The organism is Winogradskya consettensis (assembly GCF_018332715.1).
Lineage (GTDB): Bacteria > Actinomycetota > Actinomycetes > Mycobacteriales > Micromonosporaceae > Actinoplanes > Actinoplanes consettensis.
The window spans coordinates 1-15,192 of the sequence record NZ_BOQP01000076.1; the positions used below are offsets into that span (position 1 = coordinate 1).

The 15,192-nt window shown below is 68.5% G+C and carries 11 protein-coding genes; 7 read left to right on the plus strand and 4 right to left on the minus strand.

Annotated features, from left to right (window positions below; all coding sequences use genetic code 11):
* Positions 1-615 precede the first annotated feature (615 nt).
* The gene (locus tag Aco04nite_RS47210) at positions 616-1,017 is read right to left on the minus strand and encodes a DUF5319 domain-containing protein (protein WP_203836489.1); all 402 of its coding nucleotides are present in this window, start codon (positions 1,015-1,017) and stop codon (positions 616-618) included.
* A gap of 121 nt (positions 1,018-1,138) precedes the next feature.
* Between Aco04nite_RS47210 and guaB the strand changes: the two genes are divergently transcribed.
* Together guaB and Aco04nite_RS47220 are read left to right on the plus strand one after the other, a co-directional pair.
* Positions 1,139-2,626 carry an IMP dehydrogenase gene (gene guaB, locus Aco04nite_RS47215; RefSeq protein WP_213003699.1) on the plus strand — a complete coding sequence of 496 codons (1,488 nt, stop codon included), beginning with the start codon at positions 1,139-1,141 and terminating at the stop codon, positions 2,624-2,626.
* Between the two features lie 21 nt (positions 2,627-2,647).
* A complete protein-coding gene (locus Aco04nite_RS47220) occupies positions 2,648-3,766 on the plus strand; it encodes a GuaB3 family IMP dehydrogenase-related protein (protein WP_203836335.1) in 1,119 nt (372 codons plus the stop codon).
* 51 nt (positions 3,767-3,817) lie between these two features.
* Here the strand turns inward: Aco04nite_RS47220 and Aco04nite_RS47225 are convergent, their stop codons facing one another.
* Entirely contained in the window at positions 3,818-5,014 is a 1,197-nt protein-coding gene (locus Aco04nite_RS47225; RefSeq protein ID WP_213003700.1) for an MFS transporter, read from the minus strand.
* An 85-nt stretch (positions 5,015-5,099) separates the two neighbouring features.
* Positions 5,100-5,936, minus strand: coding sequence for a DNA-3-methyladenine glycosylase family protein (locus Aco04nite_RS47230; RefSeq protein WP_213003701.1), 837 nt, complete (start codon positions 5,934-5,936; stop codon positions 5,100-5,102).
* 97 nt (positions 5,937-6,033) lie between these two features.
* Between Aco04nite_RS47230 and Aco04nite_RS47235 the strand changes: the two genes are divergently transcribed.
* Together Aco04nite_RS47235 and Aco04nite_RS47240 are read left to right on the plus strand one after the other, a co-directional pair.
* Positions 6,034-7,464, plus strand: coding sequence for a M1 family metallopeptidase (locus Aco04nite_RS47235; RefSeq protein ID WP_213003702.1), 1,431 nt, complete (start codon positions 6,034-6,036; stop codon positions 7,462-7,464).
* A gap of 49 nt (positions 7,465-7,513) precedes the next feature.
* Positions 7,514-8,896, plus strand: coding sequence for a M1 family metallopeptidase (locus tag Aco04nite_RS47240; protein ID WP_213003707.1), 1,383 nt, complete (start codon positions 7,514-7,516; stop codon positions 8,894-8,896).
* On the opposite strand, the gene Aco04nite_RS47245 is transcribed toward Aco04nite_RS47240, so the two are convergent.
* Positions 8,886-9,986: an LCP family protein gene (locus Aco04nite_RS47245; protein ID WP_213003703.1), complete on the minus strand. Its 1,101-nt coding sequence runs from the start codon at positions 9,984-9,986 to the stop codon at positions 8,886-8,888. The genes Aco04nite_RS47240 and Aco04nite_RS47245 overlap by 11 nt on opposite strands.
* A gap of 142 nt (positions 9,987-10,128) precedes the next feature.
* Between Aco04nite_RS47245 and Aco04nite_RS47250 the strand changes: the two genes are divergently transcribed.
* From Aco04nite_RS47250 to guaA, 3 genes are all read left to right on the plus strand, one after another.
* Positions 10,129-11,865, plus strand: a complete 1,737-nt coding sequence (locus Aco04nite_RS47250; protein ID WP_213003704.1) for a S8 family serine peptidase — start codon at positions 10,129-10,131, stop codon at positions 11,863-11,865.
* Positions 11,866-11,932: 67 nt separating this feature from the next.
* On the plus strand, positions 11,933-13,555 hold the full coding sequence (locus Aco04nite_RS47255; protein ID WP_213003705.1) for a S8 family serine peptidase: 1,623 nt from the start codon (positions 11,933-11,935) through the stop codon (positions 13,553-13,555).
* A 43-nt stretch (positions 13,556-13,598) separates the two neighbouring features.
* Positions 13,599-15,152 (plus strand): glutamine-hydrolyzing GMP synthase, encoded by a 1,554-nt coding sequence (gene guaA / locus Aco04nite_RS47260; RefSeq protein WP_213003706.1) that lies wholly within the window; start codon positions 13,599-13,601, stop codon positions 15,150-15,152.
* Positions 15,153-15,192 lie beyond the last annotated feature (40 nt).

The window sequence follows — 15,192 nt, forward strand, 5'->3', positions numbered from 1 at the left end:
ACAGATCCACCCAGTTGACCGGCACCGCACTTCGCCCGTCGATGTCGAGGGTGCCAAAAAGCAGACCACGGCGCCTTTTCCGTGGTCTGCTTTTTGGCACCCTCGACATCGACTCCCAGGGGCGAAGTGCCCGCCGAGCGAAGCGAGGCCAGCAACTCAGGGAGACCAGTTACAAACCCACCCAGCCCAGCTCCGCTCGCTTATCCACAGATCCACCCCGCTTCGCGTGGTTTCTACAAACCCACCCAGCTCAGCTCGCGCTCGGTTTGTCACTCACGGCGTTCAGGATCCAACGCGGTGGATGGTTGCCCCACAGACCCACGGAGCTGTGTTGCGCTCGGTTTCACAGCCCACCGAGCTGTGTTGCGCTGTGTCTTACGGGCCACGGAGCTGTGTTGCGCACGGTTTTGCAGGCCACGGAGCTGTGTTGCGCTGGGTCTAACAGACCACGGAGCTGTGTGATGGTCGGTCTTGCAGGCCACGGAGCCGAGTTGCGCCGGGTCTTACAGACCGCCGAGCCGTGTTGCGCCGGGTCTCACAGGCCGCCGAGCCGAGTTGCGCTCGATTCTGCAGACCACCGAGCCGTGCCTGCGTGCTCTTGCGGAGCGACCGGACCTAGCTGGCGTCGTCGTCCGTGCCCTCGGTGAGGGTGTCGTGGACGCCATCTGCGTAACCGCGCGCATATTCCCACGTGACGTAATGGTCCGGATCCGGGTCGTAGGCGGGCTCGTGGACGCGCGGCCGCCCCGACGAGAGCAGATGCCGCAGGTTGCCCCGGAGCAGATCCCAGTCGAAGTAGTGCGGCTCGTGGCAGTCCTCGCACTCGATCACCAGCCCGCGGATGCCTGTAGGACTGAGCAACGCCTGGTAAATCTCCAGGTCGGAGAGGTCCTCGAGGACGTCCTGCCGCTCGGCCTCGGTCAGCGGTTCCTGCTCGGCGTCCTCCGAGAGGTCGTCGAGTCCCGCGGCCGGGTCGGCGGGGTCGCCGTTGAACGGGTCGATCGGCTCTTCCTGCACGATGTCTACCGTACCCACCTGAGGGCAATGTGTGCTGGCCCGCACCTGCTGTCCGTCCCCACGGGTAACGACTTGACGATGGGTAGGATGTAACACTCGGCCTCTCCTGTAGGGATGATCTGTGGAAAACGACTCCGCGCGCACGGTTCCTCTCGGTCTCACGTTCGACGACGTCCTGCTCCAGCCAGGCGAATCGGACATCGTGCCGAGCCGGGTCAACACGGTCACCCGGATGTCTCGCAACATCGAGCTTTCGATCCCGTTGCTGTCCGCCGCGATGGACACGGTGACCGAGGCGAAGATGGCGATCGCCATGGCCCGCGAGGGCGGCATCGGCGTGCTGCACCGCAACCTTTCGCCCGAGGACCAGGCGGCCCAGGTCGACCTGGTCAAGCGCTCCGAGTCCGGGATGATCACCAACCCGGTCACGTGCAGCCCCGACGACACCCTGCGTGAGGTCGACCAGCTCTGTGGTCGTTACCGCATCTCCGGTGTGCCCGTGGTCGACGGTGAGGGCGTGCTCGTGGGCATCGTCACCAACCGCGACATGCGCTTCGTCACCGACGACTCCGCCAAGGTGCGCGACGTCATGACGAAGATGCCGCTGGTCACCGCCGAGGTCGGCGTCAGCAAGGAAGCGGCCCTGGCACTGCTCCAGCAGCACAAGGTCGAGAAGCTTCCGCTGGTCGACGGTGGCGGTCACCTGCGCGGGCTGATCACGGTCAAGGACTTCGTCAAGACCGAGCAGCACCCCAACGCCACCAAGGACGCGCAGGGCCGGCTCCGGGTCGCCGCCGCGATCGGTGTCGGTGACGAGTCCTACAAGCGCGCGCGCGGCCTGATCGAGGCCGGCGTCGATGTGCTCATCGTGGACACCTCGCACGGCCACCAGCGCCAGGTGCTCGACATGATCGCCCGGCTGAAGAAGGACGCCACGATCGACATCGTGGGCGGTAACGTCGCGACCTACGCCGGTGCCAAGGCGATGGTCGAGGCCGGTGCCGACGCGGTCAAGGTCGGCGTCGGGCCCGGTGCGATCTGCACCACCCGCATCGTCGCCGGTGTCGGCGTGCCGCAGATCACGGCTGTGATGGAGGCCGCCCGCGCCTGCAAGCCCGCCGGTGTCCCGGTCATCGCGGACGGCGGCATCCAGTATTCCGGCGACATCGCCAAGGCGATCGTGGCCGGTGCCGACTCGATCATGCTCGGCGGCCTGCTGGCCGGCTCCGAGGAGAGCCCCGGCGACCTGATCTTCGTCAACGGCAAGCAGTACAAGTCCTACCGCGGCATGGGCTCGCTCGGTGCCATGCAGTCGCGCGGCCAGGCCAAGTCGTACTCCAAGGACCGCTACTTCCAGCACGACGTGGCTGAGGAGAAGCTGGTCCCCGAGGGTGTCGAGGGCCAGGTGCCCTACCGGGGCCCGCTGTCCCGGGTCGCGCAGCAGCTCGTCGGCGGGCTCCGGCTCGCCATGGGATACGCGGGCGCCGAGACGATCCCCGACTTGCAGCAGAAGGGTCAGCTCATCAGGATTACCGCTGCGGGTCTGAAGGAGAGCCACCCGCACGACATCCAGATGACGGTCGAAGCCCCCAACTACCACTCCCGCTAAAAAAACAAAGAGGTCACTGACATGCGCGACGTGGTGGAGATCGGCTTGGGCAAGACGGCCCAGCGCGGGTATCACCTGGACGACATCGCGATCGTCCCCAGCCGCCGCACCCGGGACGTGGAAGACGTTTCCACCGACTGGAAGGTGGACGCCTACCCGTTCCGGATCCCCTGCGTCGCGCACCCGTCGGACGCGACCATGAGCCCGGCCTCGGCCATCGCCCTCGGTCGCCTCGGTGGCCTGGGCGTGCTCAACGCCGAAGGCCTCTGGACCCGCTACGAGGACCCGAGCAAGATCCTCGAAGAGCTCGCCTCCCTCGATGAGGAAGCCGACGCCACCAAGCGCCTCCAAGAGGTCTACGCCGAGCCGATCCGCCCCGAGCTGATCGCCGAGCGCGTCCGCACCATGCGCGAGGGCGGCATCACCGTCGCGGTCCGCGTCTCCCCGCAGCACACCCTCCAGCTCGCCCCGGTGATCCTCGACGCGGGCGTCGACCTGCTCGTCATCCAGGGCACGCTGGTCAGCGCGGAGCACGTCTCCACCACCGACGAGCCCCTCAACCTCAAAGAATTCATCGCCGACCTCGACCTCCCCGTCATCGTCGGCGGCTGCACCGACTACAAGACCGCCCTGCACCTCATGCGCACCGGCGCGGCAGGCGTCATCGTCGGCATCGGCGCGGACGAGTGGTCCACAACGGACACCGTCCTCGGCATCCGGGTCCCGATGGCAACCGCGATCGCCGACGCCGCCGCGGCCCGTCGCGACTACCTCGACGAAACCGGCGGCCGCTACGTCCACCTCATCGCCGACGGAGGCATCTCCACCTCCGGCGACATCGCGAAGGCAATCGGCTGCGGCGCTGACGCCGTCATGCTCGGCGAGCCCCTCTCCTTGGCTGAGGGCGCCCCGGCCGGCGGAGCCTGGTGGCACTCGGCCGCTTCTCACCCGAGCCTTCCCCGCGGCGGATTCTGCATCGCCGGCGAGCCGGACGGGACGATGGAGGAGCTGCTCTACGGGCCGGCGTCTCGGGCTGATGGGCAGCTGAACCTGTTCGGCGGTCTCAAGCGGGCCATGGCCAAGTGTGGATACAGCGACGTTAAAGAGTTCCAGAAAGTGGCGCTCGTTCTGGATAAGTAGATTCTTGGTTCGGGGGCGGGGAATGCCTGAGGCATTCCCCGCCTTTCGCGTTTACTTATGGGCCGGGACTCGGTCGGTTGTGGACAGTAGGAGGGCTGACGCGGCGGTCAGGGCTGCCGCGGCGGCGAAGGGTAGGCCCGGGGTTGCGTGGGTCAGGGACCAGGCGAAGGCCGCGGCGGCGGTGATCGGGACCAGGGTTTCAGCTATTGCGCCTATCGCGGTCAGGGCGCCTTGAGTGGTGCCTTGTTCGGAGGGGCGGGCTGTGGCGGAGATCCAGGATTGGGATGCCGCGGTGCCGAATGAGCTGAGGATGGCTACTGCCTGCATGGTGTAGAGCTGGGCCGGGGTGGTGGTGAATGCCGTGCCGGCCAGGGAGGCTGCGGTCAGCAGGGCGCCGCTTACAGCGGCTTTTTTTGTGCCCAGGCGGTTGATGATCGGGGCGACCGCTGTGGATTGGTAGAGGGCGCCGGACAGGGCGGCGGTGGCCATTACCAGGCCTATGTGGGTGGTGGACCAGGTGAATTGGGTGGTCAGGTAGAAGGCCCAGGTTGACTGGTGGATCATGCGGGCGATATCGCTGTAGAGGCGGGCGTGGGCCAGGCGGCCGAGGGTGGGGCGGCGTAGGACTGCCGTGAGGGCCGCGACGGGGTTGGCCGTTCGCAGGGTCAGTGGGGTTGTCCGGTCGCCGGGGCGGGATTCGGGGAGGACGAACCAGCCGTACGCGACGTTGGTGAAGCACAGGGCGGCTGCGGCGAAGAACGGCAGGCGTACGTCCACCGCTCCCAGCAGGCCGCCGATGGTGGGGCCGGCTACGAAGCCGCAGCTGAAGGCGGCACCGATCAATGCGTACGCACGAGCCCGGCCACGGGGTCCGGTGACGTCCGCGACGTACGCGTTGACCACGGTGTTCGTGCCCGCGCAGGCGCCGGCCAGGGCGTGGAAGATCAGCAGCGTCCACGGGTCCGGGGAGATCGCGTGGGCCAGCCAGTCGACGCCGAGGCAGGTCAGCGAGGTGAGCAGGACCGGTCGGCGGCCGTACCGGTCGGAGAGTTGTCCCAGCAGCGGTGCGACGACGAATTGCAGCAGGCCGTACGTCGAGCCGAGCAGGCCGGACCAGCGGACCGCGTCGGAGGCGTCCCCGGTGACCGCGGTCAGCAGGGCCGGGACGATCGGCACGATCAGGCCCAGGCTGAGCAGGTCGAGAAAGACGGTGACGAGCAGGAAGGAGAGGGCGGGCGCCCGGCGCATGACGGCTCCTGAGTGTCGAGAGGGCAGGGGCCCCCTCGCGACTCACGGCTGGCCGGAGATACGGAGGATCAGATTATCTGTGCTGTCAAGCCGGGAGCGGGATCGCGCGGAAGAAGAAGGAGACCCAGGAGCGGAGGGGCTGCCAGGCGTCGGTGATGGCCCGGAACTCGGCGGGCGTCGGGGGTTCCGCGAGCTCGTAGGCGTGCTGGATCGCGGTGAGCAGGCGGGGCTCGGTCGTGGGGGCGATGTCGGGGGAGCCGGCTCCGCGGATGAGGATCAGGTCCGCGGAGAAGGGGCCGATTCCGGGGAGCTCCTGCAGGGTGGCCAGGGCAACGTCTGCGGGGACCGCGCGTAGTGCCTTGGTGGTGAGTGTTCCGTCGAGCGCCGCTGCGGCCAGGGCGTGCAGGCGTTCCAGTTTGACGGGGTTGACGCCGGGCAGGGCCTGCGCCTCCAGGATCACCTGGGGTGATGGGAACGCGGAGCGCGTACCGAGCTCGCTGGTGATGCGTTGTTTGTGGGCTGTTGCCGTGCGCCTCGACGTGCGCTGGGACAGGACCGCCCAGCAGGCCGCCTCCCACGGGGTCCAGAAGCAGACCGGTCGCAGTCCCGGGGCCGCGGCGAGCAGGCGGGCCACGACCGGGTCGCGGCCGGCGATGTCGGTGAGGGGTGTGCCGTCGATGTCCAGCGAGAGGATTCTGGCTACCTCGTCCTCGACCGGGGCGGTCATCGTCAGGTCGACCTTGCGGCCGGATTGTGAGACGCGGATGTCGACGGGCTGCCAGTCGCTCTCCGAGCAGTAGGAGAAGCGCAGGTCACTGCCGTTTGCCGGCAGCTGGGTGGCCGGCCATTCCTCGAGGAAGGTGATCGCGCGGGAGAGCTCGAACTCGCCCCGGGGCTCGATGGTGGCCTGGTGATCGGTCATAGGTGTCAGGATACTGACATCGACCGCCTCCGGAAGGGAAGGGCTGAGTCAGGGCGACGTAGCCTCGTACGGACGTGACGAGCGGGGGAGCGGTTACATGCGGGCAGGAATCGCGGCGGCGAGCATCGTCGTGCTTGCGATCGGCGGGTGCACGGCGTCGCAGGACAAGCCGGCGGCGACTTCGAGCGAATCAGCGAAAGCGCCGACAGCAGCGGCGAGCTTCACGCCGGGCGCCGAGGGTGCCGGTGACCCGTACTTCCCGACCTACGGCAACGGCGGGTACGACGTCGCCGGGTACGACCTGAACCTGCGCTACGACCCCGCGTCGGGGCAGCTCGACGGCACTGCCACGATCACGGCCACCGCCACGCAGGACCTGTCGAGTTTCCACTTCGACCTGGCGACGCTCGTCGCGAGCAAGGTGACCGTTGGTGGGCAGCCGGCGACGAGCAAGGCTGACGGGAACGAACTCGTGGTGACTCCGGCCGCCGGGATCGTCAAGGGGACCGGCTTCACCGTGGTCGTCGATTACGGGGGCAAGCCCGCACCTCTGACCAACGATGCGCTCGGCGTGGGCGGCTGGCTGCGTACCAAGGATGGCGCTTTTGCATTGGGGCAGCCGGAATCGGCGAGCACGTGGTTCCCGGTGAACGACCACCCCAGTGACAAGGCGACGTTTGCCCTGGCCATGGCCGTGCCCGACGGGGTGGAGGCGATCAGCAACGGGGTCGCGGGCGAGCGCAGCTCCGCGGCCGGCTGGACCACCTGGCGATGGAGCGAGAACAAGCCGATGGCCAGCTATCTGGCGACCGTCGTCATCGGACAGTACCGGGTGCAGAGCTCGACCCATGACGGCAAGCCGATGGTGATCGCGATTCCCGACTCGCTGCCGGCGGACGGCCCGGCCGCGCAGTCCATGGCTCTGACCGGGGAGATCGCCGACTATCTGGTCACTCTCTTCGGGCCCTATCCGTTCGACGCGTACGGCGGCGTGGTGATCGACGACAACCGCGTCGGCTACGCCCTCGAGACCCAGTCCCGCCCCGTCTACGGCAACGTCTTCTTCCGGGAGCGGAGCAACCCGACGGTCGTCGCGCACGAACTGGCCCACCAGTGGTACGGCGACAGCGTGGCCCTCGAACGCTGGCAGGACATCTGGCTGAACGAGGGCTTCGCAACGTACGCGGAATGGCTCTGGCAGGAGCACAAGGGTGAGGAAACTACGCAGCAGGCGTTCGATCGGGCATATCGGGACTTCGACTGGAAGACGCCGACGGGCGATCCCGGCGCGGACAAGATCTTCGGCGACGCCGTCTACCAGCGCGGGGCGATGGCCGTGCACGCGCTCCGCAAAACCATTGGTGACCAGGCGTTCTTCGCTCTCCTGAAGTCGTGGCCGGCCGAGCACCGCGACGGCAACGCCACGACCGCGGATTTCATCGCGGCGGCCGAAAGGGCATCCGGGAAGGACCTGACGTCCTTTTTCCGGGCCTGGCTGGAAAGTCGTACTCAACCAGCGCGCCCCTAGCGGCGTCTATTTCTATGTGCGAGTCGTGGTGGCGGGTGCCCTGGTCCTGATGCTCGCCGGCTGTTCAGCCGGCGACGCACCGGTGCCGGTCATGCCCGCCAGCCCGCAACCCGTCGTTTTCTCCCCGGGAAGTCCGGGCATCGGTGACCCCTACTTCCCGTCGGCCGGCAACGGCGGCTATGACGTGGGCAGATACGACCTGAAGCTGCGTTACGAACCGCGATCCGGCCGACTCGACGGCACCGCGACCATCACCGCCACCGCCACGCAGAACCTGTCGAGCTTCCACCTCGACCTCACCGGCCTGACCGTCCGCGAGGTCACCGTCAACGGACTCGCCGCTGTCACCGGTGCGGCCGGCGCCGAAGTGGCCGTCACGGCGCCGGTCGGCATCAAGCGTGGCAAGAAGTTCACCGTCGTCGTCAACTACGGCGGCACACCGCAGGAGATCAAGACCCCCGTCGTCGGTCCGGGCGGGTGGCACAGGTCCGCCAGGGGAACGTACGCCCTGGGCGAACCGTTCTCCGCCGGCGCCTGGTTCCCCGCGAACGACCACCCGGCCGACAAGGCGGCGTTCGCGCTGGAGATGACCGTTCCGGAGGGGCTCACCGCGATCAGCAACGGCATCCCGGGCCGGTCGACCAGCAGGGACGGCCGGACCACGTGGCGCTGGTCGCAGGCGGCTCCGATGGCGACCTATCTGGCCTTCGTGGCGATCGGTAAATACCGCGTCACGACCGGTTCCCATCAGGGAAAACCCATGATCACCGCGGTGCCGGCCACGATGTCCCCGAACGCGCCCGCGGCCCGCGCGCTCGCCCGCACCGGGGAGATCGCGGACTGGCTCGAGAAGCGGTTCGGGCCGTACCCGTTCAACGCGTACGGCGGGGTGGTGATCGACGACCCCGGGCTCGACTCGGGCCTGGAGACCCAGACCCGGCCGGTGTACAGCCGGCACGCGCTCGACGGCACGTCGCGTCAGAACACCGCCGTGATCGCGCACGAGCTGGCCCACCAGTGGTTCGGCAACAGCGTGTCGCTGACCCGCTGGCAGGATTTCTGGCTGAGCGAGGGCTTCGCCACCTACGCCGAATGGCTGTGGCTCGAGCACGAAGGCGGCCCGACGGTCGAGCAGACGGTCCACGAGCAGTACACCAACTACCCCTGGCAGGTGCTGCCCGCCGAGGATCCGGGGCCGGACGGGCTGCTCTCGTCCGGCCCGTACGAGCGGGGTGCGATGGCGCTGCACGCACTGCGTACCAGGATCGGCGACACCTCGTTCTTCAAGCTGCTGCGGTCCTGGACGAGGACGCACGCGAACGGCAACGTCACCACTGCGGACTTCATCGCCGCCGCGGAGCGGATCTCCGGTCAGAAGCTCGGCGAGTTCTTCGAGGTCTGGCTCTCCGGGAGCTACCGCCCTACTTATTGATCAGCTTGGGATGGTCGGCGAGGAACGCCCCGGGCCTGCCGGCGGCGACGGCTTTCAGGTACGCCCGGCCCTCCGCGCCGAGCTGCTCGCCGACGTAACCGCCGCCACTGGTCACCGAGTCGCCAGGCAGGTCGACGAGCTTGATGGACGCCGGGGTCAGGTCGCGCAGCGCGTACGCGTACTCAACAGCGGATCGTGACCCGGTCAGCAGCAGCGAGTCGCCGAGCGCGGTGATCACGGCCTGCAGTTTGCTCGAATCGGTGGCGAGCCCTGAGGTCTCAGCCTTGGTGAGCAGCGCCCTGACGAGCTGGCGCTGGTGCCGGGTGCGGTCGTAGTCGCCGTTCGGGAGCCCGTACCGCTGCCGGGCGTAGTCGATCGCCTGCCAGCCGACCAGCGTGCGCGTACCCGGAAGGTAAACGGCCTGTGGTCCTACGTAGTCGCCGCCGCCCGCCTTGAGCGGCCGCATGCTGCCGTCGGGCTTGCGGTGGTGCGACACGACCTTCTGGTCGATGGTGAGCGTCACGCCTCCGAGCGCGTCGGTCAGCTTGGCGAGGCCGCCGAAGGTCAGCACCGCGCCGGCGTCGAATTTCTTGATCCCGGTGTACGCGCTGATCGTGTTGGCGAGCAGCTCGTAGCCCTGCGGCACGTTGGCCTTGTCGGTGCCTTTCACCCGGGCGCCGTACGCCATCGCCTCGGTCAGTTTGTGCCGTCCGCCGGGATATCCGTTCTTGGCGAAGGCTGGGATATCGACGCGGAGGTCGCGGGGCAGTGACGTGAGATATGCGGTCTTGAGCCCGGCGTCGACGTGCAGCAACATGATGGAGTCCGAGTGCGGCTGCCAGTCCGGCACGGAGACCCGGGTGTCCACTCCGAGCAGCAGCAGGTCGAGCGGCCCGGTGATGTCGGAACCGGGCGACGGCGAAGGAGTGGCGGACGGGACCGGGGACGCCGCGGGCGGCGCGGAGCTGGGCGCCGCGTTCGCCGCGGGCTTGTCGTCGCCGCTGCGGAGGGCGAAGGTGATGCCCGCTCCGGCGAGCAGAAGCACGACAACCGCTGCCGCCGCCGTCCACAAGATCGTCTTTGTCCGCATGATGGAACAGTAGGCGACACTTTCAAGCAGCTCAATGACCCAAGATCTCGCTTGGTGGAACAGGGACTGGCCAAACATGAAATCCGTCTTAAGCTGACCGCCGCGATCCGCCGGGCGAGCGGATCCAACGGGGAGGCACGGCTTGAAGAAGCATGTCGCACGACGCCTGGTCGTCGGAGCGCTGTCCATCGGAGTCATCGCGGCCTCGGCCGTGGCGCCTACGGTGGCAACGGCGGGCGAAGCGCCGGTCCGCCTGATCATCGGTTTCAAGGCCGGTGCCGACACCACGGCATCGGCACACACTGCGTCCGCCCTGGGCGCCAAGTTCACCAACCTGGCCGCCGAGGCGAAGGCGGCCCTCGCGCCGCTGGGCGTCCAGACCATCGAGGTGCCCGCGTCGCGTCAGGCCGCTGTGGCCGCCGTGCTGCGGCGCGACCCGAGCGTCGCGTACGTCGAGGTTGACGGTAAGGCCCACGTGGCCGACGTGGTGCCGAACGACCCGGAGTACACCAACGGCAACCAGCCCGAGGCCGACCAGGTCAAGTGGCCGACGGCGTGGTCCAAGACCACCGGTTCCGCCATCAAGATCGCTGTGGTCGACACCGGCGTGGCCAAGGTCGGCGACCTCACCGGCGCGGTTGCCGGTGGCTACAACTACTGGGCCAACACGGGCAACACCACGGATGACAACGGACACGGCACCGCCGTCTCCTCGCTCATCGCGGCCCGGGGCAACAACGGCGCCGGCATGGCCGGTGCCTGCTGGAGCTGCACGATCATCCCGGTCAAGGTGCTCAACGCCGACGGGATGGGCTACGCCAGCGACATCGCCAAGGGCATCACCTACGCGAGCAACGTCGGCGCGCAGATCATCAACCTGTCCATCGGCCTCGACGGTTACAGCCAGGTCGTCGCCGACGCGGTGAAGTACGCCAACTCCAAGGGCGTTCTTGTCGTCGCCGCGGCGGGCAACGAGAACACCGGGGCCAAGATGTACCCGGCGGCGCTGCCGGACGTGGTCTCGGTCGGCGCTACCTCGTACCGCTCGGACAGCCGGGTCTACTTCTCCAACTACGGCGACAGCTGGGTCGACCTCGCCGCTCCTGGCGAGTACGTCACCACCATGGCGACGAACGGCACGTACAACAGCGACTACAGCGGCACGTCGTTCTCGTCGCCGATCGTGGCCGGTGTGGCCGGGCTGATCAAGTCCGCTCACCCCGACTACAACAGCTGGTCACTGCAGCAGGTGCTGTTCTCGTCCGCTCGCAAGATCGGCACGTGGAACAAGTACGGCATGGTCAACGCCGGTGCCGCCGTCAACCGGGGCACCGACCGGGGCAAGCCGACGATCAGCATCCCGTCGCCGGGCAACGGCTGGCGCATGCACGGCAAGGTCACGATCAAGGCCACCACCGGCGACGACTGGTCCGGCGTCAAGTACGTCGACCTGTACGTCAACGGCACGTGGGTCGCCCGCGACAACGCCGCGCCGCACCAGTTCACCTATGACACCAAGGGCAAGAACGGGAAGGTCACGTTCCTGCTCAAGGCGACCGACCGGGCCGGCAACCAGACGTCCACCACCAAGTGGATCACTGCCGACAACATCACCCCGAGCGTGAGCATCACCAGCGCCCCGAAGAACAAGGCGAAGGTGAAGGGCACGGTCACCGTCAAGGCGAACGCGTCCGACAAGAACGGCATCAAGAAGGTCGAACTTCTGATCAACGGCAAGGTCAAGGCGACCGACACCACTTCGGGGTACGTCCTGAAGTTCAAGGCCGCCAGCCAGCCGAAGACGATGAAGATGCAGATCCGCGCGTACGACAACGCGGGCAACGTGAAGTACGTCGCGACGCGCACCTACACGCGCTGAGCGGTAGCTACCTGATCGCACCCGGTGCGGTCCGATTTTCGGATCGGAGCGCACCGAGTCTGGTCGCATGATTCTGAACGCGGTGACGGCCGGCCTCCTCGCACTCTCCGGGAGCCCGGCCGTTTCTGCGCCCGCGGCAGCCGACCCCGTCACCCTGGTCGTCGGCCACCGGACCGGCGCCCCCACCATCGTCGAGGTGCCCGCCGACCAGGTGAGCCGGGCCACGAAGGCGCTGCGTGCCGACCCCGCGGTCACCTATGTCGAACCGGACCACATGGCCCGGATGGCCACGAACGACCCTTCTTACCCGGGCCAATGGGGGATCGCCAGGACCGGCGTCGACGTCGCCTGGGGGACCACCCACGGCGCGAGCGGTGTCGTGGTCGCCGTGCTGGACACCGGCGTGACCGCGATCCCGGACCTCGCCGGCCGGCTGCTGCCCGGCAGGGATTTCGTCAACGGCGACAACGACGCCACCGACGACGAGGGCCACGGCACGCAGGCCGCCGGCGTGATCGCGGCAGCCGCCAACAACGGGATCGGCGTCGCCGGCATCTGCTGGAACTGCCGGATCCTGCCGGTCAAGGTGCTCGGCAGCAACGGAATGGGCAGCTACAGCGACATCGGTGCGGGCATCCGCTGGGCCGCCGATCAGGGCGCCGACGTCATCAACCTCTCCCTGGGCGCTGCCGACCCCAGCCAGATCCTGACCGACGCGGTCACGTACGCGAGTTCCCGGGGCGCCCTGGTCATCGCGGCTGCGGGCAACAGCGGCACCACGGTTCGGCACTACCCGGCGGCGATCCCCGCGGTTCTCGCGGTGGGCGGCTCGACGCCGAGCGACGAGCGCTACCCGTGGTCGAACTACGGCAGCGACTGGGTCGACATCGCTGCCCCCGGCTGCAACCTCGCCCAGTCGATGAGGCAGGTCGCCGGCCAGTACTGCGGCACCTCCTCCGCGACACCGTTCGTCGCCGGGGTCGCCGCGCTGCTCGCGTCGACCACCCCCAAGCCCGACGCGGCGACCATCCGCTCCGCGCTGGAATCCACCGCCGTCAAGATCGGCGGAGACTGGGTCGGCTCCGGCCGGGTCGACGCCGGGCGGGCCCTCGCCGTCGAGAAGTCGATGCCGCTGCCCGACGACACCGTGGCGCCGGTCACGTCGTTCTCCTCGCCGGTATCGGGCGCGCTGGTCCGGGGCAAGGTCGCCGTTACCGCGCGGGCCACCGACGACGTCGACGTCGCCAAGGTCGAACTGCTCATGAACGGCAAGGTTGTGGGTACGGACCGCTCGTCGCCGTACGCGTTCACGTGGGACTCCGGCGCGATCCGTGGTGCCTCGGTGACGCTCGGGCTGAAGGCGTACGACCGCGGTGAGAACGTGGCGAGCGCCACCCGCACTTTCCGGGTCGACAACGGGGCTCCGACCGTCAAGATCACCAACGGCCCGGCGAACGGCACCCGCAAGATCCGTGGCACGAAGTACGTCACCGCCACGGCCTCCGACGCCAACGGCATCCGGCGGATGGAACTGCAGGTCAACGGCAAGGTGGTGCAGACCTACGCGGGCACGTCACACCGGTTCGCGGTGGCCACGGCTCGATACGGCAAGACCATTTCGGTACGCGTACGCGCGTACGACCGTGCCGGAAATGTCACCTCAACGCCGGTCCGCAAGTGGTACCGCTGAGGTCCTCTCGGGGCGCCTGCCCACGTCGGTAGACTCGCTGTCCATGAGCACACCGCGCCCCGTTCTAGTCGTCGACTTCGGCGCCCAGTACGCCCAGCTGATCGCCCGCCGGGTCCGGGAGGCGCGGGTCTACTCCGAGATCGTCCCGCACTCGATGCCCGTCGCCGAGATGCTCGCCAAGAACCCCGCCGCGATCATCCTCTCCGGCGGACCGTCCAGTGTGTACGAGCCGGGCGCGCCCTCGCTCGACCCCGCGCTGTTCGACAACGAGGTGCCGGTCTTCGGCATCTGCTACGGCTTCCAGGCCATGGCCCAGGCGCTCGGCGGCACGGTCGCGCACACCGGCTCTCGGGAGTACGGCCGCACGGTGCTGTCCCCGGCCGCGCAGGCCGGCACGCTCCTGCGTGAGCTCCCCGAAGGCCTGCCGGTCTGGATGTCGCACGGCGACTCCGTGGCCGAGCCCCCGGCCGGCTTCACCGTGACCGCTTCCTCACCGGGAGCGCCCGTCGCCGCCTTCGAGGACCTCGCCTCCCGCCGCGCCGGCGTGCAGTTCCACCCCGAGGTGGCGCACACGGAGCAGGGCCAGGAGATGCTCAAGCGTTTCCTCTACGACATCGCCGGCCTCGAGCCCACCTGGACCTCGAGCAACATCATCGACGACCAGGTGGCCGCGATCCGCGCCCAGGTCGGCGACAAGCAGGTCATCTGCGGCCTCTCCGGCGGTGTCGACTCGGCGGTCGCCGCGGCCCTGGTGCACAAGGCCATCGGTGACCAGCTCACCTGCGTCTTCGTCGACCACGGCCTGCTGCGCGCGGGCGAGGCCGAGCAGGTCGAGAAGGACTACGTCGCCTCCACCGGCATCCGGCTCAAGGTCGTCGACGCCGCCGACGTCTTCCTCGGCCACCTCGCGGGCGTCACCGACCCCGAGCAGAAGCGCAAGATCATCGGCCGTGAGTTCATCCGCACCTTCGAGTCGGCTGCCCGCGAGCTCGACGAGGAACGCCACATCGAATTCCTCGTCCAGGGCACGCTCTACCCCGACGTGGTCGAGTCCGGCGGCGGCACCGGCACGGCGAACATCAAGTCCCACCACAACGTCGGCGGCCTCCCCGACGACCTCCAGTTCGCCCTGATCGAGCCGCTCCGCACCCTCTTCAAGGACGAGGTCCGCGCCCTCGGCGCCGAGCTCGGCCTCCCCGAGGAGATCGTCCAGCGCCACCCGTTCCCCGGCCCCGGCCTGGCCATCCGCATCATCGGCGCCGTCGACCGCGACCGCCTCGAGATCCTGCGCGCCGCCGACCTCATCGCCCGCGAGGAGCTGACCGCCGCGGGTCTCGACCGCACGGTCTGGCAGTTCCCGGTGGTCCTGCTCGCCGATGTCCGCAGCGTCGGCGTCCAGGGCGACGGCCGCACCTACGGCCACCCGGTCGTCCTGCGGCCCGTCTCGTCCGAGGACGCCATGACCGCCGACTGGTCCCGGTTGCCCTACGACGTGATCGCCAAGATCTCCAACCGGATCACCAACGAGGTGCGCGAGGTCAACCGGGTCGTCCTGGACGTCACCTCCAAGCCGCCGGGCACCATCGAGTGGGAGTAAGCCCCCACAAGTTTCTGGCCGGGGTCGTGGCTGCCCGCTC

Bases quoted from the DNA above. Each gene is read 5' to 3' on its own strand.
- guaA (WP_213003706.1), top strand. From the start codon at position 13,599: ATGAGCACACCGCGCCCCGTTCTAGTCGTCGACTTCGGCGCCCAGTAC.
- Aco04nite_RS47235 (WP_213003702.1), top strand. From the start codon at position 6,034: ATGCGGGCAGGAATCGCGGCGGCGAGCATCGTCGTGCTTGCGATCGGC.
- Aco04nite_RS47245 (WP_213003703.1), bottom strand. From the start codon at position 9,986: ATGCGGACAAAGACGATCTTGTGGACGGCGGCGGCAGCGGTTGTCGTG.
- Aco04nite_RS47255 (WP_213003705.1), top strand. From the start codon at position 11,933: ATGATTCTGAACGCGGTGACGGCCGGCCTCCTCGCACTCTCCGGGAGC.
- Aco04nite_RS47240 (WP_213003707.1), top strand. From the start codon at position 7,514: ATGCTCGCCGGCTGTTCAGCCGGCGACGCACCGGTGCCGGTCATGCCC.
- Aco04nite_RS47225 (WP_213003700.1), bottom strand. From the start codon at position 5,014: ATGCGCCGGGCGCCCGCCCTCTCCTTCCTGCTCGTCACCGTCTTTCTC.
- Aco04nite_RS47220 (WP_203836335.1), top strand. From the start codon at position 2,648: ATGCGCGACGTGGTGGAGATCGGCTTGGGCAAGACGGCCCAGCGCGGG.
- Aco04nite_RS47230 (WP_213003701.1), bottom strand. From the start codon at position 5,936: ATGACCGATCACCAGGCCACCATCGAGCCCCGGGGCGAGTTCGAGCTC.